Origin of the sequence: Methanomethylovorans sp. PtaU1.Bin093, assembly GCF_002067275.1 — an archaeon.
Lineage (GTDB): Archaea > Halobacteriota > Methanosarcinia > Methanosarcinales > Methanosarcinaceae > Methanomethylovorans.
Window position 1 is genome coordinate 14,344 of sequence record NZ_MVQX01000019.1, and the last position, 14,792, is coordinate 29,135.

The following is a 14,792-nucleotide window of genomic DNA, read 5'->3' on the forward strand; positions in this document are numbered from 1 at the left end:
TATGACCATGGTCATTAATGACCTTAGTCATATTTAACTGAGATCAGATAAAAAGAAATGCGTAACATGTCCCTCCGTGAAAAAAAGAAGATCGAGACGAAGAACAGGATCTTTGAGGTGTCCGGGAAGCTGTTCAAAGAAAAAGGCTTCGAAAACACCACGATCGATGAAATAACAAAAGAAGCCGGTATAGCAAAAGGTACCTTTTTTAATTATTTCCCGACAAAAGAATCCCTTGTTTTTTATTTTGCGGAGCAAAAGGCTGATTTGATCTGCGACCTGACAGAGAACGAAGCTGTCGGTCACCTTCATACAAAAGAAAGGATCAAGAAGTTCCTTGTATCTCTTGCAGAAAGTTACGAGAAAGACAAAGATCTGACGAAATTGCTGTTCTTTGAATATGGAAGGTACATAAAGAGTTCCGGAAATGCTCCTGATAAAGACAGGAACCCGCATTCCCGCCTTATGAAAGTGATCCTGGACCTTCTGGAAGAGGGAATAAAAAAGAGAGAAGTAAAAGTGAGCGTCGATACAAGAATAGCAGCCGAAGCTCTGAACGCCGTGTATTTTCACACTTTAATGGTGTGGCTGAAGTCAGAGAACGAACTCTCTTTTTCAAGAGACATATCTGCAAAGATAGACCTATTATTCGATGGCATAGGAGATTGAGTGCAATGGTGGCTATAGAGGTTGAGAACCTGACCAAGGAATTTAATGGATTTGTTGCTGTTGATCATATTTCATTCAGTATAGAAAGTGGAGAAGCATTCGGCTTGCTTGGTCCCAATGGGGCAGGTAAGACGACCACCATGTCCATGCTTTCAACAATGTTAAAACCAACTTCCGGCAGAGCATCTGTACACGATTTCGATATATTGAAAGAACAAGATGATGTCAGAAAATCCATTGGTATTGTTTTTCAGGACCAGAGCCTCGATGAGGAACTCACTGCCTATGAGAACATGGATTTTCACGGGAGATTGTACCGTATCCCAAAGAACTTACGGGAAAAAAAGATTAACGAGCTTCTGAAGCTTGTGGAACTCGAAGACAAAAAGGACAATCTTGTAAAAACCTATTCCGGAGGAATGAGAAGACGCCTTGAAATAGCAAGAGGGTTGCTGCATGAACCCAGAGTGCTTTTCCTGGATGAACCAACCCTTGGCCTGGACCCTCAGACAAGGAACCATCTCTGGAGCTACATAGATAGACTTAACAAAGAAAAGGGTATCACAATAATCCTCACCACCCATTATATGGAAGAAGCGGACAAGCTTTGTGACCGGATCGCAATAATCGACAAAGGAAAGATCATCGCATTAGACACCTCGGAAAAACTTAAGGAAAGCATTGGAGGAGATGTGATCGAAATAATGTCCTCGGATAGAGACAAGATCCATTCGGTCATCAAAGCATTTTCCTGGGTGAAGCATGTGGACGTCCATAATGGATCTGTTACCATCAACCTTCAGAATGCAGAAAAACATGTTGCTGAGATCGTAAATGTTGCATATGACAATGGAATCGAGATCGAATCCATCTCAATTCACAAGCCCACACTTGAAGATGTCTTTTTGTATTATACTGGCAGGACCATGAGAGAGGAAGAAGCCAGCAGCAAAGATCGCATGCGTATGATGCACAAGCCTCAGAGGAGATAAAATGGACATCGTGTATACCATCTGGTTAAGAAATGTAAAACGTTATCTTCGCTCCAAAAGCAGGATAATAGGCAGCTTAGGCATGCCTACTTTCTTTTTGCTTGTACTCGGCTTTGGCCTCAATTCCGTGGTCAGCCTTCCGGGCATGAGCCACGGGTATATAGGATTTATCATCCCAGGCATTATTTCCATGAGCGTCCTGTTCACTTCTATATTCTCAGGCATACAGATCATCTGGGACAAACAATTCGGGTTCTTAAAAGAAACACTGGTTGCACCAGTATCCAGAATTGAGATCATGCTGGGACAAACCGTTGGAGGAGCTACAACCGCTCTTATCCAGGGGATCATAATTCTTGTGATCTCGTTATTCCTGGGTCTGAGGATCAGCAGTATACCGGGATTCGCTCTGGCGATCATATTCATGACATTGATAGGTCTCTCCTTCACTGCATTTGGTATTGCCTTTGCATCAAGGATGGAGGACATGCATGGATTCCAGCTCATAATGAACTTTGTCGTATTCCCAATATTCGGACTTTCCGGAGCATTATTTCCCATAGACAGCCTGCCTTCCTGGTTAAGGTCCCTGACCATGCTGGACCCGCTCACATACGGAGTAGAAGGGATAAGGTACGGTCTTTTGGGAACCTCCCAGATAGACCCGGTATTGAGCTTTGTTGTGCTCAGCGGATTTACGATATTCATGGTAGTACTGGGAGCCTACCTGTTCCGGAAGATAAGTACCTGAGGAACAGTGGAAATTTCAGAAGCTGCTTAAAAACAGAAGGTCTAAGATGCACAAGCCTGATGAACTAGAACAGATAGTGCCTTTACTGGCACTTTTAACAGCATTTCCGGCATTTTCCACTGATATGATACTGCCAGCCATCCCTTTCCTTGCTGTGACATGGGACAAGCCTCTGGCAGTGGTCAATCTGATCCTTATTTGTTTTTTCGTCACCTATGGGTTCTTCCTGCTTATCTACGGCCCCATTTCAGACAGGTACGGACGAAGAAGACCATTAATTGCCGGGATCTCACTGTATATATTTGCCAGCATGCTCTGCGCTTTGGCAAACAGTGCATCTATGCTGATAGCATTTCGCATACTTCAGGCTGCCGGAGCCGCTGCCAGTGCATCCCTGTCCATGGCCATGACCAAGGATATATTCTCAGGAAAGGAAAGGGAAAGGATACTTGCTTATATAGCGGTCATAATGGCACTGGCTCCTATGTTTGCTCCCATCATGGGAGGCTGGGTCCTGGTTTATCTTTCATGGCATTGGATATTCTTTGCCCAGGGTATGATGGGAGTAATAGGTCTTCTGGGAGTCCTCAGAACACCTGAGACACTTAAAGAGGCGTCAGAAACTCCCTTGTCAAGGGTGATGCATTCTTATGGCAAACTGTTGCTCAATAAGAAATATGTGATAATGGTCCTTGTGATGTCCATAAGCCTTTTACCGTTATACAGTTTCATCGCGGGTTCTTCGGCTGTGTATATCAATGGGTTTGGGCTGAGCGAGCAAAATTTCAGCTATTTATTTGCTTTCAATGCTCTTGCACTGATGGCAGGATCAATGTCCTGCCTTAAACTGACAGAAAGGACAAAATCCAAATACCTGATAACCGCCGGTTTCGCAGGTATCGTCCTGGGCGGCATACTTATCCTTACCATCGGTCAGCATGGACCCTGGAGCTTTGCAATCCCTATGGCTATGATAACATATTCGATAGGGATCAGCAGACCTCCGAGTAACCATCTCGTGCTTGAGCAGGTACGCAGAGATGCAGGTTCTGCATCTTCCTTATTAATATTCACATATTTCACCCTGGGGGCTGCAGGCATGTGGCTTGTATCCCAGAACTGGCTTGAAAGGATACAGATATTGGGCACTATCGCTTTGATCTGTGGTGTGCTTGTGCTGGGAACATGGCTTGTTTTACAGAAAAAGGGCATTAAAAGTGCATGATCTTCTTTGAGTTCAGAGTAATTCTCTCTGAATGCAAGTGTGCTATGATCAACACTGAAAAAGAAAAACGATCCCGGAGGGATTCGAACCCCCGACCCTCGGGTTAGAAGCCCGATGCTATATCCTGGCTAAGCCACGGGACCTGTAGGGGTATGTGATAGATGTTTTAACATAAAAGCCTTTTGTACGATCAATTGAAGAGACCCTTATATCCGGTTTGGACGAATAAAATAAAAGATCAAGCAATCAATGCTTGATTCATTCATATCTGCCATACATTTCTGCAGCGTCCATCATAGCCATCACTTTTATGGGGGCTGCATTGACAGGGAATTCGCACCCTGGAGCGAGAATAAAGCCAGATGGAGAGTTCATGCCTTCGAGTATTGTCTGCTTACAGATCTCCAGTAATTTTTCATAAGGCTCGGTGAGGAAAAGAGGAGGATTGATATTGCCACAGATGACATCGTGATCACCAAAAGCTTTGATCTGGTTCTTGATAGGGGTTTCGGGACCAAAGAGCCAGACATATTTTCCTGACCAACCCAGCTCGTTCCTTAATTTGACATAATGTTCTATGTTCTTGTTCTGGTCAGAACACGGATGCATAAGTACAGCATGCACTCCCAGTTCTTTCAAGTGAGTGTGTATCCTTTTCATGTACGGATATGCGAATTCAGCAAACATTTCAGGCGAGATCATAGTATTGGATTCAGAAGGCCCTCCATCGAATGGGAGCATGTTCTCAGCACCATATTTCTCTGCAAAATAATCTATAGCATTGATGAACATATCACAAACTTTATTTAGCAGTGAATGTGCAGCCTTTGGCTCCATGAGAAGCCAGCTCAAAAATTCAGATGTATCCGCAACGACCGAGGTTGCAGTAAAGGTACTGCCGATCTGCACACTAACGGGCATTCCCATCGCATGACATCTTGCAGCCAATTTATCTGCTTCCTTATATGCGCCGGGCAATTCTCTTTTAAAATCAGGTACTTCAAGCTTCTCGATGTCTTCTATGTTCTTCACCGGATGTTTTTTAACGAAGGGTGCACCCTGGCCCTTACCATAGGGATACTCTATCTCGCCACCAAATTCTAACGCACCTAGTGATGCATAGCCATACATCGGGGTCTGCTCGTAACCATGCAGGCGCATTGAAGCGAACTGAGCTTCAAAACACTTATCCCCATCGGCATAGAAGTCACCAAGTGATATGCCAGTGATCTTTGAAGAATAGCCTAATACGAAAGGTACCACTGGTACACGATCAGGCTTTTGTCCGGTCATAACGGCCATCATACGCTCAGACGTTGTCATTCTTTGTGTCATTGATTCACTACCCCCTATAATTTATAGGTGTTAGAATGTATGGAACCTTATCAATAAATAGATATGTATTTTTAATAGAAATTGTTTAAAATCTGAGAGATGATAACGGAAGTATTTGCTTACATGTGAAAAAAATGAGATTAGATGAAAAAGGATAACTCATATTCATGGTCCAACTCTGCAAAGCTTATCAAAAACACAAATGCATGGTTCAAATGGATATGCATCAGATCAAATAATTCAAGCCGATAAACTGATGGTTTCCTCCACTCCATGCGTAGAATCGAAATGCAAATATATGATAGATTGACATCAATCACTACATCGGTTAATATGAGGTACTATAATGAGCGAACTGTTAATCTATTGCAACGGTGAGTACGTTCACAGATCCCAGGCAACTGTTTCTATATTTGACCACGGTTTCCTGTATGGGGATGGCGTCTTTGAGGGTATCAGAGCCTATAACGGGCGCGTTTTCAAGTTACAGGAACACCTGGACAGGCTGTACGACTCGGCAAAGGCTATCGCCCTGGAGATACCGATGTCAAAAGAAGAGATGACCGAAGTCATTCTGGAAACCCTGCGCAAGAACGATCTCAAAGATGCTTACATCAGGCCCCTGGTCACCAGAGGGGTCGGCGACCTTGGCCTCGACCCCCGCAAATGCCCGAAGCCAGGAGTGTTCATCATCGCACAGTACTGGGGTGCCATGTATGGGGACCTTTATGAGACCGGCCTTACAGGGATCACTGTTTCAGTTCGCCGCAACGCTGCCGATGCACTGTCTCCCAATATCAAATCCCTCAACTATCTGAACAATATCCTTGCTAAGATAGAGGCAAACGCCAAGGGAGGCGATGAAGCCATATTCTTTGACAGCAACGGATACCTCTCCGAAGGTTCAGGAGATAACATATTCATCATAAAGAACGGTAAGGTTTACACACCGCCCACCATTAATAACCTCAAAGGCATCACCAGGGCCACAGCCATTGAACTGCTGGAAGAGATGAACATACCGGTCTCAGTGGAAAACCTGGGAATGTTCGACCTCTATACCGCTGACGAGATCTTTGTTACAGGTACAGCAGCAGAGGCCGCTCCACTGGTCAAGGTAGATGGCCGCCCGATCGGAACGGGAAAACCAGGTCCCATTACCAGGAAGATGATAAAGGCTTTCGAAGTGATCACCCAGAACACTGGTACACCTATATTTAAAGAGTAAAGCCTCTTTATTTTCACTTTTTTCAAAAACATTAATTACTCATTAAGTTAATATCACATTTATATTATATAATAGAATCAGAAAAGGTGTTCCCATGGAACCTGCACCAGACAAAGAAAAAGTGATATTAGAAAACTTAAAGTACCTGAATGACTCTGTGATCGCCATATTACTTCTGATGCCTGTGACCTTGGTCATAGCTTTTGAAGCACTTGACCCTACGGAATCGCTTAAATGGCTTTCCATTGCAACCTGGTTAGTATACATATGTGGGCTCTGGTATGTAGCTTCCAGGGTCTTCAAACTCAATGGTAGGATATTAGAACACTTGAAGGAGTGAACCTGTTGGAAAGGGAGCAAAAAGAATTCAGAGAACTAACCTCCTCGGAAGAAGCCCGCCGGATAATCAAAAACATCAAAGTAGAGCCCAAGATAGAAACATTACTTCTGGAACATATAAATGGCTGCATTCTTGCAGAAGATGTTCTTTCATTCATAGATGTACCTGCATTTGACAGGTCAGTTAAAGATGGCTTTGCCGTGCGTGCACAAGATACATACAACGCCACAGAAATAGAACCTGTGGCATTGATGAAGATCGGATCGATTGCAGCCGGATATGTCCCTGATCTTTCCCTGGGTCCCGGAGAAGCTATAGAGATCGCCACAGGTGCACCAATACCCGAAGGTGCAGATGCTGTAGTGATGGTGGAACACACGTCTGCAGAAGCTGACAATATACTTGTCCGGCGGGCAGTGTACACCAACGAGAATATCATGCGTACTGGTGCTGACATCATGAAAGGGGAACGTGTGCTGCGCAGGAATGTACGCATCGGTCCACGGGAGATAGGAGTGCTTGCTTCCACAGGTATCAGCAAAGTAGCAGTAAAACAACTGAAAGTTGGGATAATTTCCACAGGTGATGAACTTGTGCAGCCCGGCTCTCAGTTATATGCCGGGAAGATCTATGATGCCAATTCCTATGCAATAGCTGCCAGTGTGGAAGAATGCGGTGCAAAACCCATAATATACGGAATTGTAAAGGATGACGAACGTGCAATGTCTGATGTCATCGACCGCGCATTACAGGAATGCAGCATGGTGCTCACTTCCGGCAGTACTTCTGCAGGCGTGGGCGATGTAATGTACAAGATAATAGACGAGAAGGGTAAGACACTGTTGCACGGGATATCAATAAAGCCAGGAAAACCGGTAGTTATCGGTGTTGTTGAAAATATCCCGCTCATAGGACTGCCGGGCAATCCCACTTCTGCATTGTCCATATTTAATGAGTTCGTAGCTCCTCTTATATACGATTCGCTTGAAACTGACCCTCCATTCAAAACAAAAGTTAGGGCAATACTGGGAACAGGCATACGGTCCGAGGGCAGAAAGGAACTGTTCCCTGTGGGCCTGATCAGAGGCAGAGTGTATCCTGCAGATAAAACTTCAGGAGCTATTACCACTCTTGCGGAAGCTGATGGCATCATTGAGATCAGCGAAGAGACCGAGTATCTGGAACCTGGCAAACCAGTAGATGTGACACTTTTCGGAAATATAGCTCCCGTAGACATCATGGTCGTCGGAGGTCAATGTCCCGGTATCGACCTGCTGGAAGACCTGAGCGGAATGAATTTCCGGATCATAAGCATGGGCTCCAGCCGCGGATTAAGTGCTATGGCCGGAAGTATTGCTGATGTTGCAGGCATCAACCTGGCAGGGATGGGAGAGTACAATCTGGAGGCCATCCGAAACATGAGCATCCGTAACGCCTTCCTTGTGAAAGGGTATCGCCGGGAACAGGGACTTATAGTGCATCAGGAAAGCAGTATAAAGAACCTTGAAGACCTGGTTGGGAAAAAACTGGTGAACCGCAACAGGGGTTCGGGAACCAGAGCATTGCTTGACAAGCTTCTTGAAGAACTTGCTGTTAAAAAAGGCACTACAAGAGCAGAGCTTGTTCAGATGATACCCGGCTATAGCTCGGGCTCAAGGACACACAGATCGGTGTGCGAGGCTGTAAACAGTGGAAAGGCAGAAGTGGGATTCGGGATCAGGCCCTTTGCAGAAACAATGGGACTTAAATTCATACCTATTACTGTAGAGGATTTTGACTTCCTTATCAATAAAGAGATAATGGATATACCTCAGATAAGAAAACTGCTTGCAACACTACGCTCCCACGATTTTGCCACAAGGCTTCCTTCTGGCATATTTACTTATGAAAGGACCGGTGAGATAATAGAGAACATTTAACGATAGTATCATATTTGCTTGCTGTATACTATCGGTCTACATTTATAAAATCGTGTGATACAGATGGTTTTTGCAGATCTTGGCACTTATATCAAGCAAAAGAAATATATGCGAGTATTCGAAATGATATATATTCCAGGAAATACAAGATTAACACCATTTGAGAAGTTAATGGACTTTGTGTAACCTTCAATCCTTACAGTTATCATCCCCGTAGTATATGCTTCTTTAAGGATCGACAGATAAGTACCACCACCAATACCACCACCTAACTTCACAAGTAGATCCACACTGCGGGGATGATCATCAACACACTAAGTTAACATGCTATTCAATCTTTCTGCAATGGCGACCATCTTAAAATACAAAATTGCACTACTTTTGATTCTGGAAATGGCATAACATTGTAAGTAGAAACCACTCTCATTTTAAAATCAGTTCCATAAAGATTTAAATCACACATCCATAGCAAACAGAGGAGGGAACATAATCACATTCAAGGCTAATAGGAATGCACCTGTTTTTGCGGAAGGACAAGTGGAAATCAAAGCAAGTCCAGAAGTGATCTGGAAAATAATGACAGATATCAACAACTGGCCAAACTGGAATCCAGAAGTTAACAAAGCCTCATTAAATGGAGAAGTTAAGGAGGGAGAAACATTTCAATGGAAAGCAGGACCTGGAATGATCAAATCAACTATCCGCAGTGTGGAAAACGAACGCCTGATAGCCTGGACTGGCAAGACCTTGGGTATTATCGATGCAATCCACGTCTGGAAGCTGAAACCACTTAACGGAAAAACTTTGGTATGGACAGAAGAGTCCTGGGAAGGGATAGCTACCCGTATTTTTCGCGGTACGATGAGAACGATGCTGGAAAAGGCTATACATTCCGGTCTTCTCAGCCTGAAAGCTGAGGCTGAAAGCAGATCAAAACAGATTTCAAACTTAAATCAAAAATAAAAGGAATACTGGAATGATTCCTTAGGTTTCATTCCAGGACATTGTAATAGTATTCTCCCTTTGATCTTTGCTCACGGTCAAGGCGGGAATCTGGCTTGTTCACCCTGGGCCTGTGAGTATCCTCATCACGACGGAATGTGATATTAAGGTTCGAAAGGAACTTGTTCATGCCATGGTGCATACTTAATGGCGCATGAGCCTTACCATAAACAGCTGGCTCACCCTCGAAAACGATCAGCCTTTCACTGAGCATGTCTATCATATAGATATCATGGTCTGCTACCATAGCGGTCTTACCGTTGTTCTCAGCAAAGCGCTTTATCACTTTCGTGACCATTGAACGCTGCTCCACATCAAGGTGAGCACTGGGTTCGTCCAGAAGATACATATCCGCATCGCGGCACAGACATGCGGTTATGGCCACCCTCTGCAATTCACCACCGCTGAGTTCCGGAATAGACCGCTCATACAGCTTCTCAAGGCCTAAAGGCTTTACTACTTCTGTCTGGAAATAGCTGCTATCGAACTTGCGGGATATGCCCCTCAGGAAGAACTGGACCTGCATGTGAACATCTGCCTTGATGTACTGGGGCTTATAAGAAATGCTGATATTCATATCAAGCTTGCCTTCATCAGGTTCTACTTCCCCTGCAAGCACTTTCATGAAAGTGGACTTACCAATGCCGTTAGGTCCTACTATACCCAGCACTTCGCCCTGTTTAATAGATCCGGCATCGGTTTCCAGAGAGAAGCCTTCCTTGTACTTCTTGGAGAAACTACTATAATCCACCAGGGTATCGATCTCGGTTTCATTCCTTGGCGGATGGACCTCGAAGGAGATAGCTTCGGGACGGACACGCACGTTCTCCTCAGGCAGATAACCTTTCAGATACTGGTTAATGGCTATGCGCACTCCTTTGGGAAGAGTCATCACACCATATCCACCGGGTTCACCGTAAGCCACATGCACTACATCTGCCAGCATGTCCAGAATAGCAAGATCGTGTTCCACCACCAGCACGGCTTTTTCCTGTGCTATCTCCTGTATGAGCTTGGCACAGTTGATACGCTGGTATATGTCCAGATATGGACTTATCTCATCGAAGAAATAGAAATCGGCATCTTTAGCAGCACACGCAGCGATTGCAACCCTCTGTAGCTCACCGCCACTGAGCTCTGTGATATTGCGGTCGATTATGTGCGAAAGGTCCAGGCGATCCACCAGCTCGTCCATTACTCCCCTGTCATCTGTCCTTGCAAGCAGATCAGAGGTCCTGCCCTTGAAAGCCTTGGGGATAAGGTCTATATACTGAGGTTTCTGGGAAACCCTGGGAGTGCCGTTGGCAACAGCCTTGAAGTAATCATAAAGAGCAGTACCTGCATAGTGTTCCAGCACTCTGTCCCAAGTACCTCCCTCCTCTCCGAAATTGGGTACCAGCCTTCCTGAGAGGATCTGCACCGCAGTACTTTTACCGATACCATTGGGACCCAGGATACCAGTTACTCTTCCTTTCTGTGGAACCGGCAACCCGTAAAGTGCAAAGCCATTCGGACCATAACGATGCGTTGGGAATTTGAGAGCCTCGGGAAGGCCAATAATCATAATAGCATCAAAAGGACACCTGTTTATACAGATACCACAGCCTACGCACAATTCTTCCGAGATGACAGGCTTGCCGTCTTCTCCAAAGATAATGGTCTCGTCACCTGTTCTCACTCTGGGGCAGTACTTCTCGCATTCATGACTGCACCTTCGCGGCTGGCATCTGTCCTTATTAAGTATAGCTATTCGCATTTTTATCACTGGTCAAGAAAAGATAAAGATAGTTAATTGTATCAGTTCAGGAGAAGTGTCCACGTGACCAGGCAGAAATCCACTACAAGGAACTCCACATAGAACCAGTCCTTGAAACCAAATTCCTTGGTACTGATCTTTATAGCTGGATAGATGAGCCTCTGGGCATAAAATGCCAGAATGGCAACGATGGTGATCACAGCATACCATTTTGTTTCAGTACCCATGCCATACTGCATATTAGCAAGGACACCGGCAATTATACCCAGAATGGAGGCAACTGCTGTCTTGATGATACCCTGGATATGTGCTTTCCTTTTTTCCTCAGGGGTCCTTTGCTTCACCGCAAGGATCCCTTTTGCAGTTTTATCCTGCTGTACCTCGGATGCATCCTGGGTAGCTATTTGCTTATTTTTACCGGATGATTGCCTGGCTGCTTTTTTCAATGGCTGTATCTCCTGAAAATATCAATGGAATGGATAGTATAGAAGGATGTTAGTTATATAAAGCTTTATATGCGCCAGTAATGAACGAAACTAAATAAAGTCATTGCTCAGGACATTGCCTATCCTGTCAATGGATATGGCACCAAGTCCCAGATAATTGAGATGCGCAGCGAATCTGCCCGGCCTGTGTCCACCCGGATGATAGACCACTGTGAACTCCGGATCTATCCGGCTGACCATGTCCGTAAGCCCTCTGACATCCAGATGATCGCTGATCTGTATAGAAGGATATCTGAAATCGGATCTGCCGCTCATTACATACTTTGATGTGTGCCACGGCAATCGTTCCAGGTCCCACGGAGGAACAACACATAATGCATCACAGCCTGCCTCTCCCAAACCCACAACATCTCCAGCATCTTCCAGCATGCATCGGGTAAGTTCCAGAGACTGGGCCTCCATCTCGATCACATCACCATATCCCAGCGACCTTACCAGCTCAACGACCCTCTGAGCCTTCCCGAATGCATAGGCACCAAGAGCAACACAGGGGTTTTCTTCAAGCAATTGCCCAAGACCCTCTATATCATCCTCGAAGTAGCACGTTGTATCTCCCGGATCACCATAGTTGGCTTCGGTTATCAGCACATCGCATTTGGGAAGCATTGAATGGTCCTTCACATCCCCTGTCACAAGAATACGTGTACCTACCTCATTCTCCCAGTAGAATGCCGTTGAACCGGGAGTGTGGCCTGTGGGAAATGTCTGCACCTTGACGCCTGCGACCTCAAAGGAATCACATACACCCATGCTCATGCCCTTATATGCTTTACCATAGCGGATCTCAAGAGCCTGTGCAGTCTTGGACGAACAGAGAGCACGCTCTGAGAGCATTGCGGACTTACCGTTATGATCAGAATGGGCGTGAGTGATAAGATACGCATCCGGCTGAGAACATTTCTTCGGGCTGCGGGTAGTGTCAATAGAAAAGGTCACAGGTCTGCCTTCATCGGACATGAACCTGAGAGAAAGATGGGGTTTGAAACCCCCTCGCGAATTAGTCTGGCGAAAAGCCAATACTCCCATGTCAATAAGCTGCTGGGGCATAGAGATCATGATCTTACTGGCCTGGAATGCATAACTTCAGAAAGTGTGCCGCCAGATGGCTCATAGAGCTTTTTGCAGCTCAGAACTTAGCACATCTGCCGACGTTACGCCTGTGAAACGCTTGAGCACCTGGCCATCTTTTTCGATCACAAGCGTAGGTACTGCCTGTATCGCATATTTTTTTGCCAGATCCCTGTTCTGATCGACATCTATTATCTTGAACTCTACTTGGTCCTTGAACTTTTTCTCAACTTCTTCAAGAATGGGTTTCTGCATTCTGCAGGGTCCGCACCATGTAGCACTAAAATCCATTAATATTGGTTTGCTCACTTTATCACCTTCTGATATACAGCGAAGCGCAAGTCTTTTTGATCATTAGCGGTGGACAAAAAGTGCCCGGCTTATAGGGTTCACTGGCTTGCATAAGAGCAGCTTTGAACGGTATTGTAGAACCCCTGCAAAACCATTGTTTGCTTTCCATAAATACCTTTCGCAGCTTAGTCTGACCGTTCCTCCACAGTGACCTGGATCATATCCGATATATCCTTGCTGTCAGGTCAAGAGGAGGCGCATAATATGGAGCAGAGATCACAATGATATCTACAAGAGGTGCATAATCAGGGATCTCCTGGGCCGAGATACCCCCTACGGCTATCCGCAGATTAGGGTTCTTCTCCTTGAGCAAAGGAGCCAGTCTTTGAATGTCCTGAGGAGGTAGATGATCAAGCAGCAGCAGATCTGCTATATGCGCATACCTTAATGCTTCTTCCTCGTTACGGGGTTCGATCTCTATCCTGCGCACAGCTTGTATTTCATTAAGGTCACCAGCCACTCCCAGATGGTTCTGGGTGATCAGGATAGAATCACTGAGAGAATTGCGGTGATGGTCTCCGCCGCCTGCTCTCACTGCCTCCAGTTCGAAGCGGCGCATGCCGGGATGGGTCTTCCTGCTTGTTGCGATGATCACGTGCTTATTGACCTTTCGCGCAGTCTCCACGTACAGACGGGTAGTGGCAGCAATGGCGCAGACCATGGAAAGGAAGGTCTGGGAAATACGCCATAATTTGAAAAGCTGGCGCAGATCACCTTTTGCCTCAAAGACCACGTCATGGGGATTGAACTCTCCACCTTCACGCACATGCGCGATCACTTCAAGACCTTTCTTCCGATAAAAAGCCGCAAGCTCGTCCACACAGGCCGCCACGCCGTGTTCCCTTGACATGATACGCAATCTTCCGTTGCCTTCAATGCCAAGAAGATCGGTCGTTTCATCGCCATAGGGACAATCTTCATCCAGATAAAGGTCGAACAGGTCCATAAAGAAATTTCCTATTGTCTTATATAGATAGCGTTTTTACACATATCTTAAAGGAAGATTGCATCCGTAGGATATTAAAATAACCCTTAAGATGAGAAATAAGGCTTAAATACGATCATTGAAGCAAATGATCAGAGTTCTATAATATCAGCAACAAAAACAAAGTGACAGGAATGGTCATGTAATGCTTGTCGATCGAATGACCGGTAATATATAAACTACTTGTCAATCCTTGACAACCAGTATATAAATGTCTTGTCAAACAGATGACAACTAGTATATAAAGCACTTGTCAAGCAAATGACAAGCATGATATAAATCCCTTAATCATACCAGCTTTAAAAAACAGAAGAGGATTTTGATAAAACTCTTTTTAATCTATCTGCATAAATTTCCTCAACGCAAAGGCGCTAAGGCGCAAAGAAGGAAATAAAGAGCTTTGCGTCCTCGCGACCTTGCGTTAAAAATGATTTGTAATGATAAATGTATAGAGATCAAAACAATAACAAATACGATTCTGAGAGATTAAAGACCAAACAGCCTCCCGACCATGTTACAGCCTTCCTTAACCAGAATTCCCCTCCACAATAGCGATCTCTTCATCCGTCAGTCCGTATAGCTCATACACAAGCCTGTCTATCTCAGCATCCGTTGCGTGGATACGGTGCTGTATCATCTCCTTCTCACTGCCAAGCTTTGCAGAA

The 14,792-nt window shown here is 45.1% G+C and carries 14 protein-coding genes and 1 tRNA gene; 8 read left to right on the forward strand and 7 right to left on the reverse strand.

Annotation, left to right across the window (positions count from 1 at the left end; genetic code table 11):
- Positions 1 to 66 precede the first annotated feature (66 nt).
- Genes A4E24_RS01905 through A4E24_RS01920 form a run of 4 tightly spaced genes read left to right on the forward strand, consistent with a single transcriptional unit; the run spans position 67 to position 3,637 of the window.
- Positions 67 to 669 (forward strand): TetR/AcrR family transcriptional regulator, encoded by a 603-nt coding sequence (locus A4E24_RS01905; protein ID WP_292351172.1) that lies wholly within the window; start codon positions 67 to 69, stop codon positions 667 to 669.
- A 5-nt stretch (positions 670 to 674) separates the two neighbouring features.
- Positions 675 to 1,661 carry an ATP-binding cassette domain-containing protein gene (locus tag A4E24_RS01910; protein WP_292351173.1) on the forward strand — a complete coding sequence of 329 codons (987 nt, stop codon included), beginning with the start codon at positions 675 to 677 and terminating at the stop codon, positions 1,659 to 1,661.
- Between the two features lies 1 nt (position 1,662).
- Positions 1,663 to 2,412 (forward strand): ABC transporter permease, encoded by a 750-nt coding sequence (locus A4E24_RS01915; protein WP_292351174.1) that lies wholly within the window; start codon positions 1,663 to 1,665, stop codon positions 2,410 to 2,412.
- 46 nt (positions 2,413 to 2,458) lie between these two features.
- Positions 2,459 to 3,637 carry a multidrug effflux MFS transporter gene (locus A4E24_RS01920; protein ID WP_292351176.1) on the forward strand — a complete coding sequence of 393 codons (1,179 nt, stop codon included), beginning with the start codon at positions 2,459 to 2,461 and terminating at the stop codon, positions 3,635 to 3,637.
- Positions 3,638 to 3,705: 68 nt separating this feature from the next.
- Here the strand turns inward: A4E24_RS01920 and A4E24_RS01925 are convergent.
- Together A4E24_RS01925 and A4E24_RS01930 are read right to left on the reverse strand one after the other, a co-directional pair.
- A tRNA-Arg gene (locus A4E24_RS01925) sits at positions 3,706 to 3,780 on the reverse strand.
- A 115-nt stretch (positions 3,781 to 3,895) separates the two neighbouring features.
- Positions 3,896 to 4,972 (reverse strand): uroporphyrinogen decarboxylase family protein, encoded by a 1,077-nt coding sequence (locus A4E24_RS01930; protein WP_292351177.1) that lies wholly within the window; start codon positions 4,970 to 4,972, stop codon positions 3,896 to 3,898.
- A gap of 346 nt (positions 4,973 to 5,318) precedes the next feature.
- On the opposite strand from A4E24_RS01930, the gene ilvE reads away from it, so the two are divergent.
- The 4 genes from ilvE to A4E24_RS01950 all read left to right on the forward strand — a co-directional run bounded on the left by ilvE (position 5,319) and on the right by A4E24_RS01950 (position 9,422).
- Positions 5,319 to 6,200 (forward strand): branched-chain-amino-acid transaminase, encoded by an 882-nt coding sequence (gene ilvE / locus A4E24_RS01935; protein ID WP_292351178.1) that lies wholly within the window; start codon positions 5,319 to 5,321, stop codon positions 6,198 to 6,200.
- Positions 6,201 to 6,294: 94 nt separating this feature from the next.
- A complete protein-coding gene (locus A4E24_RS01940; RefSeq protein ID WP_292351179.1) occupies positions 6,295 to 6,540 on the forward strand; it encodes a sodium:proton antiporter in 246 nt (81 codons plus the stop codon).
- Complete coding sequence (locus tag A4E24_RS01945; RefSeq protein WP_367121132.1) at positions 6,537 to 8,459, forward strand: molybdopterin biosynthesis protein; 1,923 nt, start codon at positions 6,537 to 6,539, stop codon at positions 8,457 to 8,459. The genes A4E24_RS01940 and A4E24_RS01945 overlap by 4 nt, the downstream gene beginning before the upstream one ends.
- 537 nt (positions 8,460 to 8,996) lie before the next feature.
- Positions 8,997 to 9,422 carry an SRPBCC family protein gene (locus A4E24_RS01950; protein ID WP_292351181.1) on the forward strand — a complete coding sequence of 142 codons (426 nt, stop codon included), beginning with the start codon at positions 8,997 to 8,999 and terminating at the stop codon, positions 9,420 to 9,422.
- A 28-nt stretch (positions 9,423 to 9,450) separates the two neighbouring features.
- Here the strand turns inward: A4E24_RS01950 and A4E24_RS01955 are convergent, their stop codons facing one another.
- The 5 genes from A4E24_RS01955 to A4E24_RS01975 form a co-directional block, all read right to left on the reverse strand.
- On the reverse strand, positions 9,451 to 11,217 hold the full coding sequence (locus A4E24_RS01955) for a ribosome biogenesis/translation initiation ATPase RLI (RefSeq protein WP_292351182.1): 1,767 nt from the start codon (positions 11,215 to 11,217) through the stop codon (positions 9,451 to 9,453).
- A gap of 41 nt (positions 11,218 to 11,258) precedes the next feature.
- Positions 11,259 to 11,663 carry a hypothetical protein gene (locus A4E24_RS01960; RefSeq protein ID WP_292351183.1) on the reverse strand — a complete coding sequence of 135 codons (405 nt, stop codon included), beginning with the start codon at positions 11,661 to 11,663 and terminating at the stop codon, positions 11,259 to 11,261.
- A 90-nt stretch (positions 11,664 to 11,753) separates the two neighbouring features.
- The gene (locus A4E24_RS01965; protein ID WP_394334450.1) at positions 11,754 to 12,770 is read right to left on the reverse strand and encodes an MBL fold metallo-hydrolase; all 1,017 of its coding nucleotides are present in this window, start codon (positions 12,768 to 12,770) and stop codon (positions 11,754 to 11,756) included.
- Positions 12,771 to 12,830: 60 nt separating this feature from the next.
- A complete protein-coding gene (trxA, locus tag A4E24_RS01970) occupies positions 12,831 to 13,100 on the reverse strand; it encodes a thioredoxin (RefSeq protein WP_292351185.1) in 270 nt (89 codons plus the stop codon).
- A gap of 199 nt (positions 13,101 to 13,299) precedes the next feature.
- Positions 13,300 to 14,088 (reverse strand): nicotinate-nucleotide pyrophosphorylase, encoded by a 789-nt coding sequence (locus tag A4E24_RS01975; protein WP_292351186.1) that lies wholly within the window; start codon positions 14,086 to 14,088, stop codon positions 13,300 to 13,302.
- Positions 14,089 to 14,792 lie beyond the last annotated feature (704 nt).

Bases quoted from the DNA above. Each gene is read 5' to 3' on its own strand.
- A4E24_RS01905 (WP_292351172.1), top strand. From the start codon at position 67: ATGTCCCTCCGTGAAAAAAAGAAGATCGAGACGAAGAACAGGATCTTT.
- A4E24_RS01910 (WP_292351173.1), top strand. From the start codon at position 675: ATGGTGGCTATAGAGGTTGAGAACCTGACCAAGGAATTTAATGGATTT.
- A4E24_RS01915 (WP_292351174.1), top strand. From the start codon at position 1,663: ATGGACATCGTGTATACCATCTGGTTAAGAAATGTAAAACGTTATCTT.
- A4E24_RS01920 (WP_292351176.1), top strand. From the start codon at position 2,459: ATGCACAAGCCTGATGAACTAGAACAGATAGTGCCTTTACTGGCACTT.
- A4E24_RS01930 (WP_292351177.1), bottom strand. From the start codon at position 4,972: ATGACACAAAGAATGACAACGTCTGAGCGTATGATGGCCGTTATGACC.
- ilvE (WP_292351178.1), top strand. From the start codon at position 5,319: ATGAGCGAACTGTTAATCTATTGCAACGGTGAGTACGTTCACAGATCC.
- A4E24_RS01940 (WP_292351179.1), top strand. From the start codon at position 6,295: ATGGAACCTGCACCAGACAAAGAAAAAGTGATATTAGAAAACTTAAAG.
- A4E24_RS01955 (WP_292351182.1), bottom strand. From the start codon at position 11,217: ATGCGAATAGCTATACTTAATAAGGACAGATGCCAGCCGCGAAGGTGC.
- A4E24_RS01965 (WP_394334450.1), bottom strand. From the start codon at position 12,770: ATGCCCCAGCAGCTTATTGACATGGGAGTATTGGCTTTTCGCCAGACT.
- A4E24_RS01975 (WP_292351186.1), bottom strand. From the start codon at position 14,088: ATGGACCTGTTCGACCTTTATCTGGATGAAGATTGTCCCTATGGCGAT.